14 protein-coding genes are annotated in these 15,509 nt (G+C 63.5%); 6 read left to right on the top strand and 8 right to left on the bottom strand.

Features of this window, described 5'->3' with window-relative positions:
* Positions 1-124 precede the first annotated feature (124 nt).
* The 5 genes from lpxK to HCZ87_RS14975 all read right to left on the bottom strand — a co-directional run bounded on the left by lpxK (position 125) and on the right by HCZ87_RS14975 (position 6,133).
* Positions 125-1,126, bottom strand: a complete 1,002-nt coding sequence (gene lpxK, locus HCZ87_RS14995; RefSeq protein WP_167644922.1) for a tetraacyldisaccharide 4'-kinase — start codon at positions 1,124-1,126, stop codon at positions 125-127.
* Positions 1,113-2,285: a 3-deoxy-D-manno-octulosonic acid transferase gene (locus tag HCZ87_RS14990; protein ID WP_254868660.1), complete on the bottom strand. Its 1,173-nt coding sequence runs from the start codon at positions 2,283-2,285 to the stop codon at positions 1,113-1,115. Before HCZ87_RS14990 ends, lpxK begins: the two co-directional genes overlap by 14 nt.
* A gap of 23 nt (positions 2,286-2,308) precedes the next feature.
* Entirely contained in the window at positions 2,309-3,112 is an 804-nt protein-coding gene (locus HCZ87_RS14985; protein ID WP_167644918.1) for a 3'(2'),5'-bisphosphate nucleotidase CysQ, read from the bottom strand.
* Entirely contained in the window at positions 3,099-4,445 is a 1,347-nt protein-coding gene (locus tag HCZ87_RS14980) for a TldD/PmbA family protein (protein ID WP_167644916.1), read from the bottom strand. The genes HCZ87_RS14985 and HCZ87_RS14980 overlap by 14 nt, the downstream gene beginning before the upstream one ends.
* A gap of 173 nt (positions 4,446-4,618) precedes the next feature.
* Positions 4,619-6,133 (bottom strand): DUF2125 domain-containing protein, encoded by a 1,515-nt coding sequence (locus HCZ87_RS14975; protein ID WP_167644914.1) that lies wholly within the window; start codon positions 6,131-6,133, stop codon positions 4,619-4,621.
* A gap of 132 nt (positions 6,134-6,265) precedes the next feature.
* Here HCZ87_RS14975 and HCZ87_RS14970 point away from each other — a divergent pair, with 132 nt between their 5' ends.
* Entirely contained in the window at positions 6,266-7,015 is a 750-nt protein-coding gene (locus tag HCZ87_RS14970) for an SDR family oxidoreductase (RefSeq protein ID WP_167644912.1), read from the top strand.
* Positions 7,012-7,629 (top strand): enoyl-CoA hydratase/isomerase family protein, encoded by a 618-nt coding sequence (locus HCZ87_RS14965; protein ID WP_167644910.1) that lies wholly within the window; start codon positions 7,012-7,014, stop codon positions 7,627-7,629. Before HCZ87_RS14970 ends, HCZ87_RS14965 begins: the two co-directional genes overlap by 4 nt.
* Here HCZ87_RS14965 and HCZ87_RS14960 read toward each other — a convergent pair.
* Positions 7,626-9,122, bottom strand: a complete 1,497-nt coding sequence (locus tag HCZ87_RS14960; protein ID WP_167644908.1) for a PLP-dependent aminotransferase family protein — start codon at positions 9,120-9,122, stop codon at positions 7,626-7,628. The genes HCZ87_RS14965 and HCZ87_RS14960 overlap by 4 nt on opposite strands.
* Before the next feature lie 196 nt (positions 9,123-9,318).
* On the opposite strand from HCZ87_RS14960, the gene HCZ87_RS14955 reads away from it, so the two are divergent.
* Together HCZ87_RS14955 and HCZ87_RS14950 are read left to right on the top strand one after the other, a co-directional pair.
* The gene (locus tag HCZ87_RS14955; RefSeq protein ID WP_167644906.1) at positions 9,319-9,642 is read left to right on the top strand and encodes a helix-turn-helix transcriptional regulator; all 324 of its coding nucleotides are present in this window, start codon (positions 9,319-9,321) and stop codon (positions 9,640-9,642) included.
* Positions 9,635-10,672: a permease gene (locus HCZ87_RS14950; RefSeq protein WP_167644904.1), complete on the top strand. Its 1,038-nt coding sequence runs from the start codon at positions 9,635-9,637 to the stop codon at positions 10,670-10,672. The genes HCZ87_RS14955 and HCZ87_RS14950 overlap by 8 nt, the downstream gene beginning before the upstream one ends.
* 122 nt (positions 10,673-10,794) lie before the next feature.
* On the opposite strand, the gene HCZ87_RS14945 is transcribed toward HCZ87_RS14950, so the two are convergent.
* Positions 10,795-12,195, bottom strand: coding sequence for an aspartate aminotransferase family protein (locus tag HCZ87_RS14945; protein ID WP_167644902.1), 1,401 nt, complete (start codon positions 12,193-12,195; stop codon positions 10,795-10,797).
* A gap of 310 nt (positions 12,196-12,505) precedes the next feature.
* Here HCZ87_RS14945 and HCZ87_RS14940 point away from each other — a divergent pair, with 310 nt between their 5' ends.
* Positions 12,506-13,015, top strand: a complete 510-nt coding sequence (locus HCZ87_RS14940; RefSeq protein ID WP_167644900.1) for a ClbS/DfsB family four-helix bundle protein — start codon at positions 12,506-12,508, stop codon at positions 13,013-13,015.
* 65 nt (positions 13,016-13,080) lie between these two features.
* On the opposite strand, the gene HCZ87_RS14935 is transcribed toward HCZ87_RS14940, so the two are convergent.
* On the bottom strand, positions 13,081-14,091 hold the full coding sequence (locus tag HCZ87_RS14935; RefSeq protein ID WP_167644893.1) for an NAD-dependent epimerase/dehydratase family protein: 1,011 nt from the start codon (positions 14,089-14,091) through the stop codon (positions 13,081-13,083).
* 240 nt (positions 14,092-14,331) lie between these two features.
* On the opposite strand from HCZ87_RS14935, the gene ltaE reads away from it, so the two are divergent.
* On the top strand, positions 14,332-15,381 hold the full coding sequence (gene ltaE, locus HCZ87_RS14930; RefSeq protein ID WP_167644891.1) for a low-specificity L-threonine aldolase: 1,050 nt from the start codon (positions 14,332-14,334) through the stop codon (positions 15,379-15,381).
* Positions 15,382-15,509 lie beyond the last annotated feature (128 nt).

Raw genomic sequence — 15,509 nt, 5'->3', positions numbered from 1 at the left:
TTTTATGGTGACGGCCACAACGCCCCCCACCCGGCCGGGGGCGAAAAGAAACGGGTGGGCGGCGGGGGGGTGAGAAACTGCACCCCCGCGCCCGCCGCGATCAGATCAGAACAGCGCCGCTCCCTTAGCCGGGGGGCGGCGCAATTTCGTTCAGCCGGGACAGCAGCGGCTCTGGTTCGGGGATCGACAGGCGGACCGGCAGGGTGATCACCTTGTGGCGAAAACTGCTCGGCAGGCGCACGGCGTCCTTTTCCGTGGTGACCAACTGCGCGCCACGCAGCCGCGCTTCTTGCTCCAGCCGGGTCAGCAGGGCGGGGGCCAGCGTCTGGTGATCGTCCAGCGCCTCTGTGCGGCAGAGATCGGCGCCAAGGCCGCGCAAGGTCGCAAAGAATTTCTCCGGCTGGCCGATGCCGGCAAAGGCCAGAACCTTGGTATTCTGCCAGGGCATGCCGGTCGGCAGCGGCAGCACCTGCCCGGTCACATGGGGCAGCGGGATCGCCGCCCCCCATTGCGCGCGGAACCGAGATTGCGCCGCCTCGCCACCGAGGGACAGCACCAGATCCGCCCGCGCCAGCCCGACGTCAACGGGTTCGCGCAGCGGCCCTGCGGGCAGGCAGCACCCGTTGCCAAAGCCCTGTGCCGCATCCACCACGATGATCGAAACATCCTTGGCGACCGAGGGGTTTTGAAACCCGTCATCCAGAACCACGACGCTGGCGCCCGCCTCTGCTGCCGCATGGACACCGGCGGCGCGATCCTTGGCCACCCAGACCTCGCCAAAGGCGGCCATCAACAGGGGCTCGTCGCCCACATCGGCGGCGCTATGCGTTGCGGGATCGACCTGCACCGGCCCAGCGAGCCGACCGCCATAGCCGCGCGACACCACATGCACCCGATGCCCGAGGGCGCTCAGCTGCTCCATCAGCCAGATCACCGTCGGGGTCTTGCCGGTGCCACCCGCGTTGAGGTTGCCAACGCAGATCACCGGCACCTTGGCGCGCATGGCCGTGCCCTTGCGCAGCCGGGACGCGGTGGCGCGCGCATAGAGCTGGCCCAGCGGCGCAAGCAGGCTGGCGCGCAGATCGAACTGATCCGGTGATTTGCTCCAGAACTCAGGCGGGCGCATGGTGGATTTCACTTTGGTCCAGCAGGTCCTGGATCTTGTCGAGGAGATGATCTGTCATGGCGGCACCTTCGGTCACCACCTGCCAGCCCGCAAGTGCCATTTCGGCGGCCTGATCCGGCGCCGAGAGGCGCAGGACCGCCTCCGCGAGCTCCTCTTCGCCCAAAATGCGCTGGGCGGCGCCAAGCGTGCTGAGGCGGTCATATGCCTGCGCATGCGAGACCACGCCGGGGCCATGCAGGATCGCAGAGCCTAGCGCCGCCGCATCCAGCGGGTTGCTGCCCTGCGCGCCCCGGATCAGGCTGTTGCCGAGAAAGCAAAGCGGGCACAGACGATACCAAAGGCCAAGATCCTCGGAGAGGCCCAGCACCACCTGAGTGTGATCCTCCGGTTCCTCGCCTGTGTCCCAATCGGCGACCACCAGCCCCTCGGAGGCAAGCAGCTTGCGGGCGGTCTCCAGTGTTTCCAGGTCATCGGTGGTGATGACCAGCAACAGCCGGTGCAGCAGCCGCAGGGCGGAGCGATGGGCGCGCAGGATCGGCTGTAGCTCGGTGCGGGTCAGATGCGCCGCCAGCCAGACCGGACGGGTGCTCATCTGCGCTTGCAGATGCGACAGATCATCGTCGTTGCAGCCGGGCGGGGTGCTGGATTGGAACAGCCTTCCACAGGGGTGGATGCGTTCGGGTGGCACACCCGCGCGTTTCAGGCGTTCAGACACTTCGGTGCCGGGCACCAGGATTTCGGCAAACCCATTGAGCAGCCGATGGCGCTGATCCGGCAACCAGCGCGAGGCCCGCCCGGGGAGTTCCTCGGCGTCGATATCGACCAGCAGGGAGGGCAGCTGCCGCTCTCGCAGCTGGCGCATCAGCATGCGGCGCAGGTTGCCGCCGGTCCAGATGCAGAGATCGGGGCGCCAATGATCCAGAAAGGCGCGGATCTCGGCGGGGTGTTCCAGCATCAAGGGGCCAAGCGCGATATCGCAGCCATCGGGCTGATAGGGCAGGCGCAGGTCTGCCTCCCAGGTCATCATCAGCGACACATCCGGGCGCAGGGTCTTGAGCCGGTTGCCCACATCACAAAGACCCAGCAGCCGCTCCTGTGTGGTGGCATGGGCCCAGATCAGCTCTCCCTCGGGGCGGGGGCCATGTGCGCTGTTGGTCATATGATCCATGGTGCGGCCGGGCATCAGCTCTGGCTTGGTTCCGCATGGGGATACACAAGCCGCGACAGCAGCTGTTGCTGCATTGCGCTGCCGCCCGCCACCACGCCGTCTTGCAGCGCATCGGCGCGGTTGAACCTCAGCCTGCCGCCCGCGCGGTTGCTGATCTGCCCGCCTGCCTCGGTCAACAGCAAGGCGCCGGCGGCGATGTCCCATTCCCAGGTCGGGCGCAGGGTCAGCATCGCGTCATAGGACCCATCCGCCACGCGCGCCATGCGATAGGCCAGAGAGGGGCGGTGACTGCGGGTGAAATCCGGCGCGGTGCCCGCGCGCCAATGGGCAGGCGACAGCGTCGGCTTGGCGCAGAGCACATGGGCCGTCGCGGCGTCATTGGCGCGGCTCACGGCGATGGGCGATCCATTGCAGGTCGCCCCGCCGCCCTTGCGCGCGGCAAACAGCAGATCGCGCTGCGGCAGATAGACCACGGCGGCCACCGGCTCGCCGTCCTCCACCACCGCCAGGGAGTGCGCCCAGGTACGCGAGCCTTCGGCAAAGCTGCGGGTGCCGTCGATCGGGTCGATGATAAACACCCGGCTGCGCGAGAGGCGGTCGCTGTTGTCTTCGCTCTCTTCGGACAGCCAGCCATAGTCGGGCCGCGCCGCTTGCAGGTGATCCTCCAGATAGCGGTTCACCGCCAGATCGGCCTCGGTGACGGGGCCGGCGCCATCGGGTTTATCCCATTTCCGGGCCTCGGTGCCGACAAATTGCTTTGCGATCCCGCCTGCGGTTTTCGCCGCTGCAACGAGAAGGGACAGATCACTCTCCGGCAAGGGTCATCCCTTCAACCAGCAAGGAGGGCACCACCCGCGACAGGTAGCCACGCGCGTCATTGGCGGGCACCAGGGTTTTCAGCATATCCAAGAGGTTGCCCGCGATCGTGACCTCGTTCACCGGATAGGAAATCTCGCCATTTTCGACCCAGAAGCCGGAGCAGCCACGGGAATAATCGCCCGTGTTGGGGTTGATGGTGGAGCCGATCATCGACGTCACCAAAAGGCCGGTGCCCATATCGCGGATCAGGTTAGCGCGGCTCTGTGCGCCCTGGGTCAGGGCGATGTTCCAGTTCGACGGCGAGGGCACGGAGCCGATGCCGCGCGCGGCGTTGCCGGTGCTTTCCAGCCCCAGTTTGCGGGCCGAAGCCAGATCCATGGTCCAGCCGGTCAGCATGCCATTCTCGATGATCGCACGCCGCCGGGTCGCCAGCCCCTCGCCGTCAAAGGGTCGCGAGCCCGATGCGCGGGGGCGGAACGGATCCTCGATCACCGAGAGGGCCTCTGGCAGGATCTGCTGGCCGAGGCTGTCCTTCAGCCAGGAGGAGCCCCGGGCGATCGCCGCGCCATTGGCCGCCGCCAGCACATGGCCGATTAGCGAGGAGGAAATCCGCTCGTCAAACAGCACCGGATAGGCACCGGTCTTGGGGCGGCGCGCGTTCAGCCGCTCAACCGCGCGGTGGCCTGCGGTCTGGCCGATCTCACTCGCGTCGCGCAGATCGGCTTGAAAGGTGCGGGAATCGCCATCGTGGTCGCGCTCCATGCCGTTCCCGGTGCCCGCGATCCCGACGCAGGAGATCGACCGGCTGGTGCGCGCATAGCCGCCGGAGAACCCGTTGCTGGCGGCAAGATGAATGCGGTGGCTGCCATATCCGGCTGCGGCGGATTGTACCTGGCTGATTCCGTTAACGGCAGCGCAGGCGGCCTCGGCGCGCAGCGCGTCCTGTTGCAGCACCTCGGGGGAGGGTTCCGCCGTGGGGTCGGCCATCTCCAGCGCCGCCAGATCCCAGTCCTGCGCAAGCTGCGCGGGCTCGGCCAGCCCCGCATAGGGGTCTTCCGGAGCTTCCCGCGCCATGGCGACCGCGCGCTCGGCCATGGTCGTCAGGGTCTCGGCCCGCGTGTCGGAGGAGGACACCTGCGCCTGACGCTTGCCGACAAAGACCCGCAGGCCGATATCCACCCCTTCGGAGCGTTCTGCATGTTCCAGTGTGCCGGCACGAACCTCGATCGACAGGGAACTGCCCTCGGCTGCCATGGCGTCGGCAGAATCGGCGCCAGCCTTGCGGGCGGCATCAAGAAGAGCGTGGCAGAGCGTTTCCGGTGATTGGGTCATGACTACCTTCAGGTCAAAGGGGGGCTGATCAAGAGCTAGCCAGACCGCCGCGCCACTGCAAGGCCCCTCGGTGATAAACTGGCGCAGAAATTCCGCCACCACCGGGGATATAAAAAGGGGCCGCCCCGCTATGGAGCAGCCCCATTCAGCATCAGTTTGACGCCTATTTTGCGTTATTTCAGGCGCTGGCCATTGGCGAGCACGTGACCTTCGTCGTTGACTTCGATCCGCGAGGTCAGCGTGTCGTCACCCGCAGCAACGGCAAACATGCCCATCATCATGCGCGCGCCCATCACGTCATCTTCGGACAGCAGGCCCATTGCGACCAGTTTGTCCATCAGGGCATTGCCGCCGACCAGTTTCAGGGTTGCCATGCCATTGGGGGCAGGCATGCCGTCAAAGGTTTCCAGATCGGTGTTGTCAAAGGTGAAGGCGCCTTCGCCGGTCAGTTCGGCACCCGCCGCAGAGAGCAGGATCTCGTTGATGTTGAGCGCGTTCAGTTCGCCTGGTGCTTCATCGCCGGCTTCAACCGCGGCCATTTGCTCTTCATCGACAAGATCAAAGAACAGCTTGCCCTTGCCGGTGAGGTCCACAACCAGGGTGGCCGGATCATGCGGCAGCTCGCCCGCCGGATCGACCAGACCCCAGAGCATTTCCGGCACGGCGAAATCACGCAGGGCAAAGCCCAGGGCGAAATCCTGCTCGTCTTCGGATTTGGTCAGCGGCATGGCGAAATTCATGCCCAGCTCTTCCATGCTCAAAGAGATCGGGAAGGGGATGTCGGAGCCTTCGACATTCACGGTCGCGCCGGTCTGGGTGACGTCATAGGCCAAGCCCTCGGGGCTGAGCGTCATGTCCAGGGTGCCGCCGGTGGAGGTGGTCTGGACCGCAAACGTATCAGAGCCGTCGTTGCCCGCGATGTTGCTGTTGCCACCCTTGAAGGTGATATTTCCGTTATAGGCCATGCCGGCCTTCAACATGGCGGCAACGTCGGTCGGGTCTTGGATATCGGGGATGCTTGCCTCGCCCGTCATGGCCAGCCCTTCAACCGCGCCACTGAAGGTCGCGCCGTCATTGCCGTCGGGCTCGTTGAAGGCAAAGCTATAGACCGTATTGGCGATGCTCAGGGTTTGCGCGTAATTGCGCAGATCACCGATTTGCATCACGGTTTCGCTGGTGAAGTCGTTCAAGGTCATCGTGAAGGCGGCGACCTCGGCAGGAACGGCCTCGCCGTCGATTTCCAGATCTTCGAGCGAGATGGTCGCGGTCTCGGCCTGGTAGTTATAGGTCATTTCTGAGGTGTCGCCGCTGACCACCATCGGCTCGCCGCCAGTGGTGTAGAGCAGGGTGCCTTTGACAGCGTCGCCATCGGCATCAATGTCAAACGCCATGGGGAATTCGCCGGGCATCACAACATTGACGGTGCCATCACCGTTTTCGACAAAATCAAGCGTACCCAGAGTGACCGACACGGTGTCGCCATCCATCGCAATTTGCATCGCGATGTCAGATACGGTCAGCGTGTTGCCGGACATGTTCTCAGAGGCGGTCACCTCATAGCCGGTGCTGGACATATAAGCCTTCCAGTCCGACCAGACATCCTGTGCGGTCAGATCGGCATGGGCTGCCTGTGCAAGAAACAAAACCGGGGCAAATACGCCCAGACCGCGAAGGGGAGAAACAGACATTGAGGAACCTTTCATTGCGTAGAATTGGGGTGAACTAATCCTCCGGCGTCTGGACGGTCAAGGAGCCAATGGCTGGACCGTTCCCCCTTAAGCAGTTTAACACAGATGCAGGTAAAGGTCGGGAGACAATTTATGAACGTGGCCGATAAAACTATTGTTATTTCCGGTGCCAGTCGCGGCATCGGAGCCAATGCTGCAAGGGTTTTTGCGGCAGCCGGGGCGAAGGTCGTGCTGCTGGCCCGCAGTGCTGGCGCCTTGACGGAGCTCGCCGCCGAGATCGGCGAAAACTCGCTTGCACTGCCCTGCGATGTTGCCGATTACGCGGCGGTGGAGGCGGCTTTTGCCACTGCGCGCGCGCATTTCGGCAGCCTGGACGTGTTGATTTGCAACGCCGGCATGATCGACCCCATCGCCCGGCTGTCCGAGGCGGCACCCGCTGCCTGGGCCGAGCTGATCAATGTGAATATCACCGGCGTTTTCAACATGATGCATGCGGGCCTGCCGCATCTGAAAGCGGCGGGCGGGGGATCGGTGCTGACCATCGGCTCCGGGGCCTCGCAACGCCCGCTTGAAGGCTGGAGCGCCTATTGCACCTCCAAGGCCGGGGCGGCGATGCTGACCCAGGCGCTGCATCTGGAAGAGGGCGAAAACGGCATCCGTGTTATGGGGCTGTCGCCGGGCACCGTCGCCACCCAGATGCAACGCGAGATCAAGGCCAGCGGCATCAACCCGGTGAGCGCGCTCGCCTGGGAAGATCACATTCCCGCGGAATGGCCCGCCCGGACCCTGCTCTGGATGTGCAGTGCGGATTCAGATGAATTTCTCGGCACCGAGATCTCGCTGCGCGAGGAAAACATTCGCAAACGGGTGGGGTTGATATGATTGAGTGCACCCAAGATTCGCGCGGCCTCTGGACCGTGCGCCTGAACCGGCCCGACAAGGCCAACGCCCTGACCGCCGATATGCTGAAGCAGCTCCTGGAGGTTTTTGTCAGCGCCCGGGAGCAGGGTGCGCGGGGGCTGATCCTGACCGGCGTCGGCAAGGTCTTCAGCGCGGGGGCCGATCTTGAGGCGGCGAAGGCGGGTCTCGCCACCTCGGCGCTGTGGGAGGATCTCTCGGGCGCGCTCTGCGAGGTGCCCAGTTTGAAAATCGCGGCGCTGAACGGCACCCTCGCCGGGGGTGCCAACGGCATGGCGCTGGCCTGCGATCTGCGCATCGCGGTGCCGACGGCAAAGGTCTTTTACCCGGCCATTCACCTCGGCTATCTGCCGCAACCCTCGGACGCGGGGCGGATGCGGGCGCTGATCGGCCCGTCGCGCACCAAACTGGTGCTGGCCGCGGGCAAAAAGCTGAGCGCGCAGCAGGCCTATGACTTTGGTCTGATCGACCAGATCGTGCCGCCGGAGGACCTGATGTCAGAGGCAGAAGCCCTGATCGAACCAAGCCTGAAAGCGGATCCCGAGATTGCCCAGGCCATCGTGCGGGCCTGCAATTAGGTCTGTGTGGCGCGGGCCGTGGCGCCTGCCGCCATCGCGCTGCGGATCTCCTCGGCGATATGGCTCACCCCTTCGGGGATGCGCCCGCCGGGGATCGAAGAATAGCCAAGCCGATAGAAATGGTGACTGCGGTTTGGCGGCGCAAAAAACGGCGCGCCCGGTTCGATCAGAACGCCACGCGGGCGCAGCGCCTGCGCCACCTGCGCCATATCCACCGGTTCGGGTGCTGCCATCCAGAGTGACGACCCCCCCCAGAGGCCGGAACTGGCCGGATGCAGGTCATGGGCGGACATGGCGGTCTCCAGGATCTCGCGCCGCTCTTGCAGCGCGCGCCCCATGCGGCGGATCTGGGCGTCGTAATGGCCGAGCGACAGGAAATAGGCCACCGTGCGCTGGATATGACCCGGCGGGTGGCGCAGCACATTGGCCCGCAGCGCCCGCGCTTGCCGGATGAAGGGCTCCGACCCCACCAGATAGCCAAGCCTGAGCCCCGGAAACAGCGATTTCGAGAAACTGCCGATATAGAGCACCCGGCCTTCCTTGTCGATCGACTTCAACGCGGGCGAGGGGGCGGCGCGAAAGGACATCTCGAATTCATAGTCGTCTTCCACCACCAGCGCGTCGATCTTTCCGGCCCGCTCAAGCAAGGCGCGGCGGCGGGGCATCGGCATTGTCGTGGCAGTGGGGCTCTGGTGGCTGGGGGTGGTGAAGATCACATCTGTATCCGCGCTGATCTGCTCCGGCGGCAGCCCGTCGCGGTCCACGTTGATCGGGTCCACCACACAGCCAGTATGGCTGAGCTGATCGCGCAAACTGTAATAACAGGGGTTCTCGATCACCGCCTTGCGCCCCTGCGCCAGCAGCAGCTGGATCACGATCCAGGTGGCGTTCTGCGCGCCAAGGGTGAGCAGGATTTCCTCGGGCCGGGCAATAATGCCCCGGCGCGGCAGGGTGTTGCGGGCGATATATTCGATCAGGAGCGGATCATCTTGATCAAAATAATCTCCGGTCATTGCGGCAAAGTCTTTTTGCCCCAGAGCCCGCAGCGCGCAGAGCCGCCAATTGGCGTGGTCAAACAGCGTCGCATCCGCCTGACCGAAAATGAAGGGATAGCGGTAGCTGTACCAGTCCTTGGGTTTGCGCGGCGTGTCGCCGCCGGTAAAGACGCGGGTGATGGTGCGGTCCCAATCCACCGTCTCTGTCGCCTTTTGCGTTGGCGAAAAGGAGGGCGGCACCGGCGCGGTCTCGGAGACGTAGACCCCGGATCGCCCGCGCGCGGTCAGATAATCATTGGCCACCAGTTCCGTATAGGCCAGCGTCACCGTGATGCGGCTGACCCCCAGATGGGTTGCCAGCTTGCGCGAGGAGGGCAGCTTCTCGCCCGGGCGAAACCGACCAGAGAGCACCCCGGCGGCGATCATCTCCTGGATCTGTGCCTGGAGCGTGCCCTGTGAGTCGGGATCAAGGAAGAAGGTTTCGACGGAGATAGCCATATCGGCGAGCCTAATCTGGACTTACCCAACTGGCAATCTGGACAGTGCGCGCGGTAGGGGATTCTTGTCTGGTTGCGATTTTCATTTTGAATTGAGGGCATTGCGGTGCCACGGGCGGGGATCCAGCAGTCACGCTTGCTCTGTGATTAAAATAACTATAAAACTAGTTATATCGAATCAACTGGAAGGGCCGGACATGGATCCATCACTTGCCGCACAGGGGTTTGCCGCCATGGGCGCGGAGCCACGTCTGGAGGTCCTGCGCCTGCTTGTGCGCGCGGGTGAGGCGGGGTTGAGCGTGGGCGAGATCCGCGCGCGCAGCGGCATCGCGGCCTCGACCCTGGCGCATCATTTGCGGTTCCTTGCCGCCGCCGAGGTGGTGACACAGGAAAAAGTCGGGCGCAGCACCATTTGCTGTGCGAATTTTGAACATCTCCAATCCCTTGCGGGATTTATCCTCAGCGCCTGTTGTCAGGACGCAGCGCTCCCGACGGCACAGAAGGACGCCGAAAATGACTGACATCACACAAAACCCATCGCCGCTGCGTCTGGTCTGGCAAAGGGCCCAAAGCCCCTGGGCTCTTGCGGTGCTGATCCTGCTTCTGGTGGCGCTGCTGGATCCGGCGAATGCCTGGTCGGTCCTGAGCTTTGCGGTGCAGGCGCTGCTCTCTACCTCCGTCTATATCCTCTTTGCGGTGACGCTTCTGGCCTATCTGAAGGCCACCGGAGCCGAGGCCATGGTGGCGCGGGCCTTTGTCGGGCGCGAGACGCGGATGATCGTTGCCGCGGCGCTTCTCGGTGGGCTGGCACCGTTTTGTTCCTGCGAGGTGATCCCCTTTATTGCCGGCCTCCTGGCGCTGGGCGCACCGCTTTCGGCGGTCATGGCCTTCTGGCTGTCCTCGCCCCTGATCGACCCGCCGACGCTGCTGATCACCGCTGCGGCATTGGGCTGGCCCTTTGCTATCGCCAAGGCAGTAAGCGCCGTGGGGCTGGGGCTGTTTGGCGGCTTTGCGGTGAAGCTCCTGCGCGGGCGCGGCGTCTTTGCCCAGCCGCTGCGCCGGGCGCCGGTGAGCAGCTGCTGTGGCGCGACAAAAACCGCAACAAAACCCAATTGGCGCTTCTGGCAGGAGGCCGACCGTCGGGCGGAGTTTCAGGCGCAGTTTGTGCAGAACGGGTTGTTTTTGCTCAAATGGATGGCCTTCGCCTATGTGCTGGAGGCGCTGCTGGTCCACTATGTGAAGGCCGAATGGATCGCGACGCTGGTGGGCGGAGACGGCATTGCCTCGATCGCGATTGCCGCTTTGGTGGGCATGCCGGCCTATCTCAATTCCTACGTGGCGCCGCCGCTGCTGGCCGGGTTGATGGCGCAGGGGATGAGCGCGGGCGCGGCGCTGGCCTTTATGGTGGCAGGGGCGGTGAGCTCGATCCCGGCGATGGCGGCGGTCTGGTCCTTGGTGAACCCCCGGGTCTTTGCCACCTATCTGGGGCTTGGGGTCTCTGGCGCGATCCTGTCGGGCATTCTGTTCCAGATGCTGCAAGCGCCACTGTGAGCGCGGGCAGGGGGGGCGCTCCCGCCCACCGAAAGCCCCCCGCTGGCGCGGGCGGCATCGGCGGTTGGGCCCGGCGCCGCGCTGACGCGCGGCGCTTGTTCGCTTGTGGAACCGGCGCGCGCCTAGCCAAAGACGGTGGTCAGGGCCTTGTCCACCGCATCGGTGATCTTGTCGATATCATCGGCGGTGGCGATCAACGCGGGCGAGAAGCAGAGCGTGTTGTTGCGCCCCGGGATCGAGCGGTTGGTGACGCCGATGATGACGCCGTGATTGCCCACTTCGGCAACGACCTTCTGCGCCATGGCTTCGCTCACGGGCTCCTTGCTGTCGCGGTCCTGAACCAGCTCTGCGCCGAGGAACAGACCCTTGCCGCGCACATCGCCGATCACCGGGTGTTTCTCCTGTAGGGCGCGCAGGTTTGCCATCATGCGCTCGCCCATCAGGGTGCAGTTTTCCAGCAGGTTCTCGTCTTCGATGATGCGCATGTTTTCCAGCGCCGCCGCCGGGCCAGCGGTGCAGCCGCCGAAGGTGGAGATATCGCGGAAATAGTTCAGCGGATCGCTGCTGTCGTCCTTGAAGAGGTCAAAGACCGCCTCGGTGGTGACCATACAGGCAATCGCGGCATAGCCGGAGGCGACCCCTTTGGCCATGGTGACGAAATCCGGTTTGATGCCATAGTGCTGATAGCCGAACCAATGGGTGCCGGTACGGCCAATGCCACAGACCACCTCGTCGATATGCAGAAGCACGTCATATTGCTTGCAGATTTCCTGCACCCGCGGCCAGTAGCCTTCGGGGGCCTCGATGACACCACCGCCGGCGGTGACCGGCTCAAGGCAGAGCGCGCCAACGGTTTCGGGGCCTTCGCGCAGGATCACCTCCTCAATGAGATTGGCAGCGGCAATGCCGAAGGCCTCGCCCGAGAGATGCCCGAGCCCGAGCTCCTCCTTGCGGTATTCCATGCAATGCGGCACCCGCACAAAATCCGGCGCAAAGGGGCCATATTGCGCGTTGCGCTCGTCCTGACCGCCCGCCGACATGGTGGCCAGCGTGCCGCCGTGATAGTCGCGATCACGGTAAAGGATCTTGGTCTTCTTGCCGCCGTATTTCTTGTGCGCGATCTGGCGCACCATTTTGAAGGCCTTCTCGTTGGCCTCCGAGCCGGAGTTGGTGTAGTAAACCCGGCTCATGCCCGGCATCTTGTCGATCAGCTTTTCGGCAAACAACGCGGCGGGAACGGAGCCGGCCGCCTGCGCGAAATAGCACATCTTCATCATCTGCTCGTAAACCGCCTTGCAGATGCTTTCGCGGCCATAGCCGACATTGACCGTCCAGACCGCGCCGGAGACCGCGTCGAGCCATTCCTTGCCGTTCTGGTCCCAGACCCGCATGCCCTTGCCTTCGACGATGATGCGGGGGTCATTGGTTTCAAAGGGTTTATGTTGCACCAGATGGTGCCAGACATGGGCCTTGTCGGCGGCGATCACATGGCTGAGGTCGTTATCGGTGAACGTGCCAGACATGACATGTTCCTTTCTGTGATGGGGATCCGTTGGGCGCCCGCATGCGGGACGCCGTCCCGAAGACCAAAGGGCAAATCCGCGATGTGCGATAGGTCCAGTCGAAATCGAGGTTTAAGTCCAAGGCGGGCGCCGCGCAGAACCTCTGCTGTCAGCAGGTCAGGTATAGTGGCTGTGGTGTCACATAGGTGACCCAGGTCGCGGGGGGCAGGACATTCGGAGTGTCATATCAAGCGTCCTAAAGGCGGCTTTGAGCCCAAACCTACCAACGATGTGGGCTTCTATTGAAAGCTGCTTCTGGTAGTATTCAGGCATGGCTATTCCAACCACAAAAGACGAACTAATCTCAGCAATCAACGGGCGTTTCGCGAAGCTTGACGCGGCCTTGGATGCTGTCCCGCTCGATATTGCTGACGAAAGAAGCATGGAAGGTCATGCAAAAGACACGATGATGAGCGTCAATAATCTCGTGTCTTATCTCATCGGCTGGAATGAGCTTGTCCTGAAGTGGTTAGATCAGGATGCCAAAGGGAAAGACATTGAATTTCCTGAAGTTGGCTACAAGTGGAACGAGCTAGGTGCGCTCGCTCAGAAATTCTATGAGGATTACTCCGAATACAGCTTCGAAGAAAACCGGAACAAGTTTGCTGCCGTCAAAGATCAACTTGTGTCCGAAATTTCCAAGCGAACAGATGAAGAGCTGTATGGCTCACCTTGGCACGGGAAGTGGACTAAGGGGCGGATGATCCAATTCAATTCTTCGTCGCCGTATGAGAATGCCAAAGGCCGCGTACGTAAATGGCTAAAGTCAAACGCGGGTTGATGTAGCGGCAGCTTTGTCCCGCGACCGCGACCTTCGTACGTTCTGCGTTGCGGATCCGGTTCGGATCAGGCGGTGTAGTACTCCCGATACCAATCGACAAACCGCGCGACGCCCTCCTGGACGCTGGTTTGGGGGGCAAATCCGGTGAGCTTTGATAACAGGCTGGTGTTTGCCCAGGTCGCGGGCACGTCGCCGGGCTGCATCGGCATGTAGTTCTTTTTGGCCTCCTGCCCCAGCGCGCTTTCCAGTGCCTCGATATACTCCATCAGCTGTACCGATTGGCTGTTGCCGATATTGACCACCCGCCAGGGGGCCACGGGAGAGAGGCTGTCGCCCTCGGGCACTTGCCCGTCTTTTGGGCGCTCGGGCACCGCATCGACCAGCAGGCGGATGCCGCTGACCAGATCGTCGATAAAGGTGAAGTCGCGCTTCATATTGCCGTGGTTGTAGATGTCGATGGGCTCGCCGGCGAGGATCGCCTTGGTGAATTTGAACAGCGCCATATCCGGGCGCCCCCATGGCCCATAGACGGTAAAGAAGCGGAACATGGTGACTGGCAGGTCAAACAGATGCGCATAGGAATGCGACATGTTCTCGGTGGCCTTCTTGGTGGCCGCGTAAAAGGACATCTGGTGATCGGCCTTCTGCGTCTCGGCATAGGGCATCTGGGTGTTGGAGCCGTAGGCGGAGCTGGTGGAGGCCAGCAGCATATGGCGCGGCGGATGGGCGCGGGCGGCCTCCAGCAGCTCGAAGGTGCCGATGAGGTTGCTCTCCAGATAGCTGCGCGGGTTGTCGATGGAATAGCGCACCCCGGCCTGCGCCGCGAGGTGGATCACCACATCCGGCTTGGCCTCTGCCATGAGGGACATTAACAGGCCCGGGGTCTCGACATATCCGATAACGGCGCGAAAGCCGGGGGCCTCGGAGAGCATCTGATGCCGCGCCTCTTTCAGGCTGACATCGTAATAATCGGTCATCGCATCCAGCCCGATGACGTTATAGCCATCCTGGAGCAGCCGCTGACAGCAGTGAAATCCGATAAAGCCCGCGGATCCGGTCACAAGGGCGGTGGGCATGGCGATCTCCAGTCTGGTCGGGGCGAAACTCCATGCTGTTTGGCGATAATTCTTGGGGGAAAGTCAACCCTCGGGCTTGGGGCGCGGGCAGGGTGGCATGGTGGCGCGTGATTGTACCTGTCACGATTCGCGCCTTGCCTGCGCCTGTCGCAGGGTATCAATATATGCGCAAAACATACGTATTCCCTGCCGTGCTGCCCCTGTGGCGCTTGGGCGGAAGCGTCGCAAAGGAAGAACTTGATGAGCCAATACGCCCAGACCCCCGGAGCCAATCTCGCCAATGTGATCTGCGATCTTCGCAGCGATACGGTCACCCGCCCCGATGCCGGAATGCGCGCTGCCATGGCGGCGGCTGAGGTGGGCGATGATGTCTATGGCGAGGATCCGGGCGTCAATCGCCTGGAGCAGAGCCTAGCGGAACGGGCGGGCAAGGAGGCCGGGCTGTTTGTGCCCTCCGGCACCCAGAGCAATTTCATCGCCATGCTGAGCCATTGTGGCCGTGGCGAGGAGGTGATCACCGGACGCAGCTACCACGTCTATAAATACGAGGCCGGGGGCGCCTCGGCGCTGGGCGGTGTCGTGATGGATCCGCAAGCGGTGGCCGAGGATGGTGGGCTGCGGCCCGAGGATATCACGGCGGCGATAAAGGCGGATGACTCGCATCACCCGGTCTCGCGGCTGTTGTCGCTGGAAAACACCCATAACGGCAAGGTGATCTCTCTGGCGCGGATGGACGCCTGTGTGGCGGCGGCCCGCGCGGCCGGGCTGGCGACCCATCTCGACGGGGCGCGGGTCTTTAACGCGGTGAGCGCGCTGGGATGTGAGCTGGCGGATGTGGCAGAGCTGTTCGACACGGTGTCGATCTGTCTCTCAAAAGGTCTCGGCGCGCCGGTGGGTTCGGTTCTGGTCGGCCCGAGCGCCTTCATCACGCGGGCCCGGCGCTGGCGCAAGATGGTCGGCGGTGGGATGCGGCAGGCGGGCATTCTGGCCGCGGCGGGCCTCTATGCGCTGGAGCATAACGTTGCGGGCCTCGCGCAGGATCACGCCCGCGCAGCAGCGCTGGCCGATATGCTGCGCGGGCTTGGGGTTGGTGCGGTGGAGCAAAACACCAATATGGTCTTTTTTGCCCCCGAGGCGGGCGAGACTGCCGCATTGGGACAGGCGCTTGCGGCGCAGGGGATTGCGATTTCTGCCGGTGGAACGGGGCCGATCCGTCTGGTTTTGCACCGGGATGTCACGGATGAGGCGCTCTCGATGACCTGTTCCGCGATCAGGGCGCATTATAGCTGAAACCTTGTCGATGGCGGCGAAAGGGAGCGCTCCCGCCCCTTGACCATGCAGCAAGCTGCACGACCAAGCGTTGGGCATGGCGCCGCGCCTTCGGCGCGGCGCGCATTGCGTGCCCTTGGGCACGCAAT

This window comes from Phaeobacter sp. HF9A, from assembly GCF_011806385.1.
In the GTDB taxonomy this organism is placed as follows: domain Bacteria; phylum Pseudomonadota; class Alphaproteobacteria; order Rhodobacterales; family Rhodobacteraceae; genus Epibacterium.
Note: the sequence above shows the minus strand (reverse complement) of the source record. Positions and strands in the feature narration are given on the sequence as shown.

Excerpts from the sequence above, each read along its gene's own strand:
- lpxK (WP_167644922.1), bottom strand. The coding sequence starts at position 1,126 with ATGCGCCCGCCTGAGTTCTGGAGCAAATCACCGGATCAGTTCGATCTG.
- HCZ87_RS14990 (WP_254868660.1), bottom strand. The coding sequence starts at position 2,285 with ATGACCAACAGCGCACATGGCCCCCGCCCCGAGGGAGAGCTGATCTGG.
- HCZ87_RS14980 (WP_167644916.1), bottom strand. The coding sequence starts at position 4,445 with ATGACCCAATCACCGGAAACGCTCTGCCACGCTCTTCTTGATGCCGCC.
- HCZ87_RS14975 (WP_167644914.1), bottom strand. The coding sequence starts at position 6,133 with ATGTCTGTTTCTCCCCTTCGCGGTCTGGGCGTATTTGCCCCGGTTTTG.
- HCZ87_RS14970 (WP_167644912.1), top strand. The coding sequence starts at position 6,266 with ATGAACGTGGCCGATAAAACTATTGTTATTTCCGGTGCCAGTCGCGGC.
- HCZ87_RS14965 (WP_167644910.1), top strand. The coding sequence starts at position 7,012 with ATGATTGAGTGCACCCAAGATTCGCGCGGCCTCTGGACCGTGCGCCTG.
- HCZ87_RS14960 (WP_167644908.1), bottom strand. The coding sequence starts at position 9,122 with ATGGCTATCTCCGTCGAAACCTTCTTCCTTGATCCCGACTCACAGGGC.
- HCZ87_RS14955 (WP_167644906.1), top strand. The coding sequence starts at position 9,319 with ATGGATCCATCACTTGCCGCACAGGGGTTTGCCGCCATGGGCGCGGAG.
- HCZ87_RS14950 (WP_167644904.1), top strand. The coding sequence starts at position 9,635 with ATGACTGACATCACACAAAACCCATCGCCGCTGCGTCTGGTCTGGCAA.
- HCZ87_RS14945 (WP_167644902.1), bottom strand. The coding sequence starts at position 12,195 with ATGTCTGGCACGTTCACCGATAACGACCTCAGCCATGTGATCGCCGCC.
- HCZ87_RS14940 (WP_167644900.1), top strand. The coding sequence starts at position 12,506 with ATGGCTATTCCAACCACAAAAGACGAACTAATCTCAGCAATCAACGGG.
- HCZ87_RS14935 (WP_167644893.1), bottom strand. The coding sequence starts at position 14,091 with ATGCCCACCGCCCTTGTGACCGGATCCGCGGGCTTTATCGGATTTCAC.
- ltaE (WP_167644891.1), top strand. The coding sequence starts at position 14,332 with ATGAGCCAATACGCCCAGACCCCCGGAGCCAATCTCGCCAATGTGATC.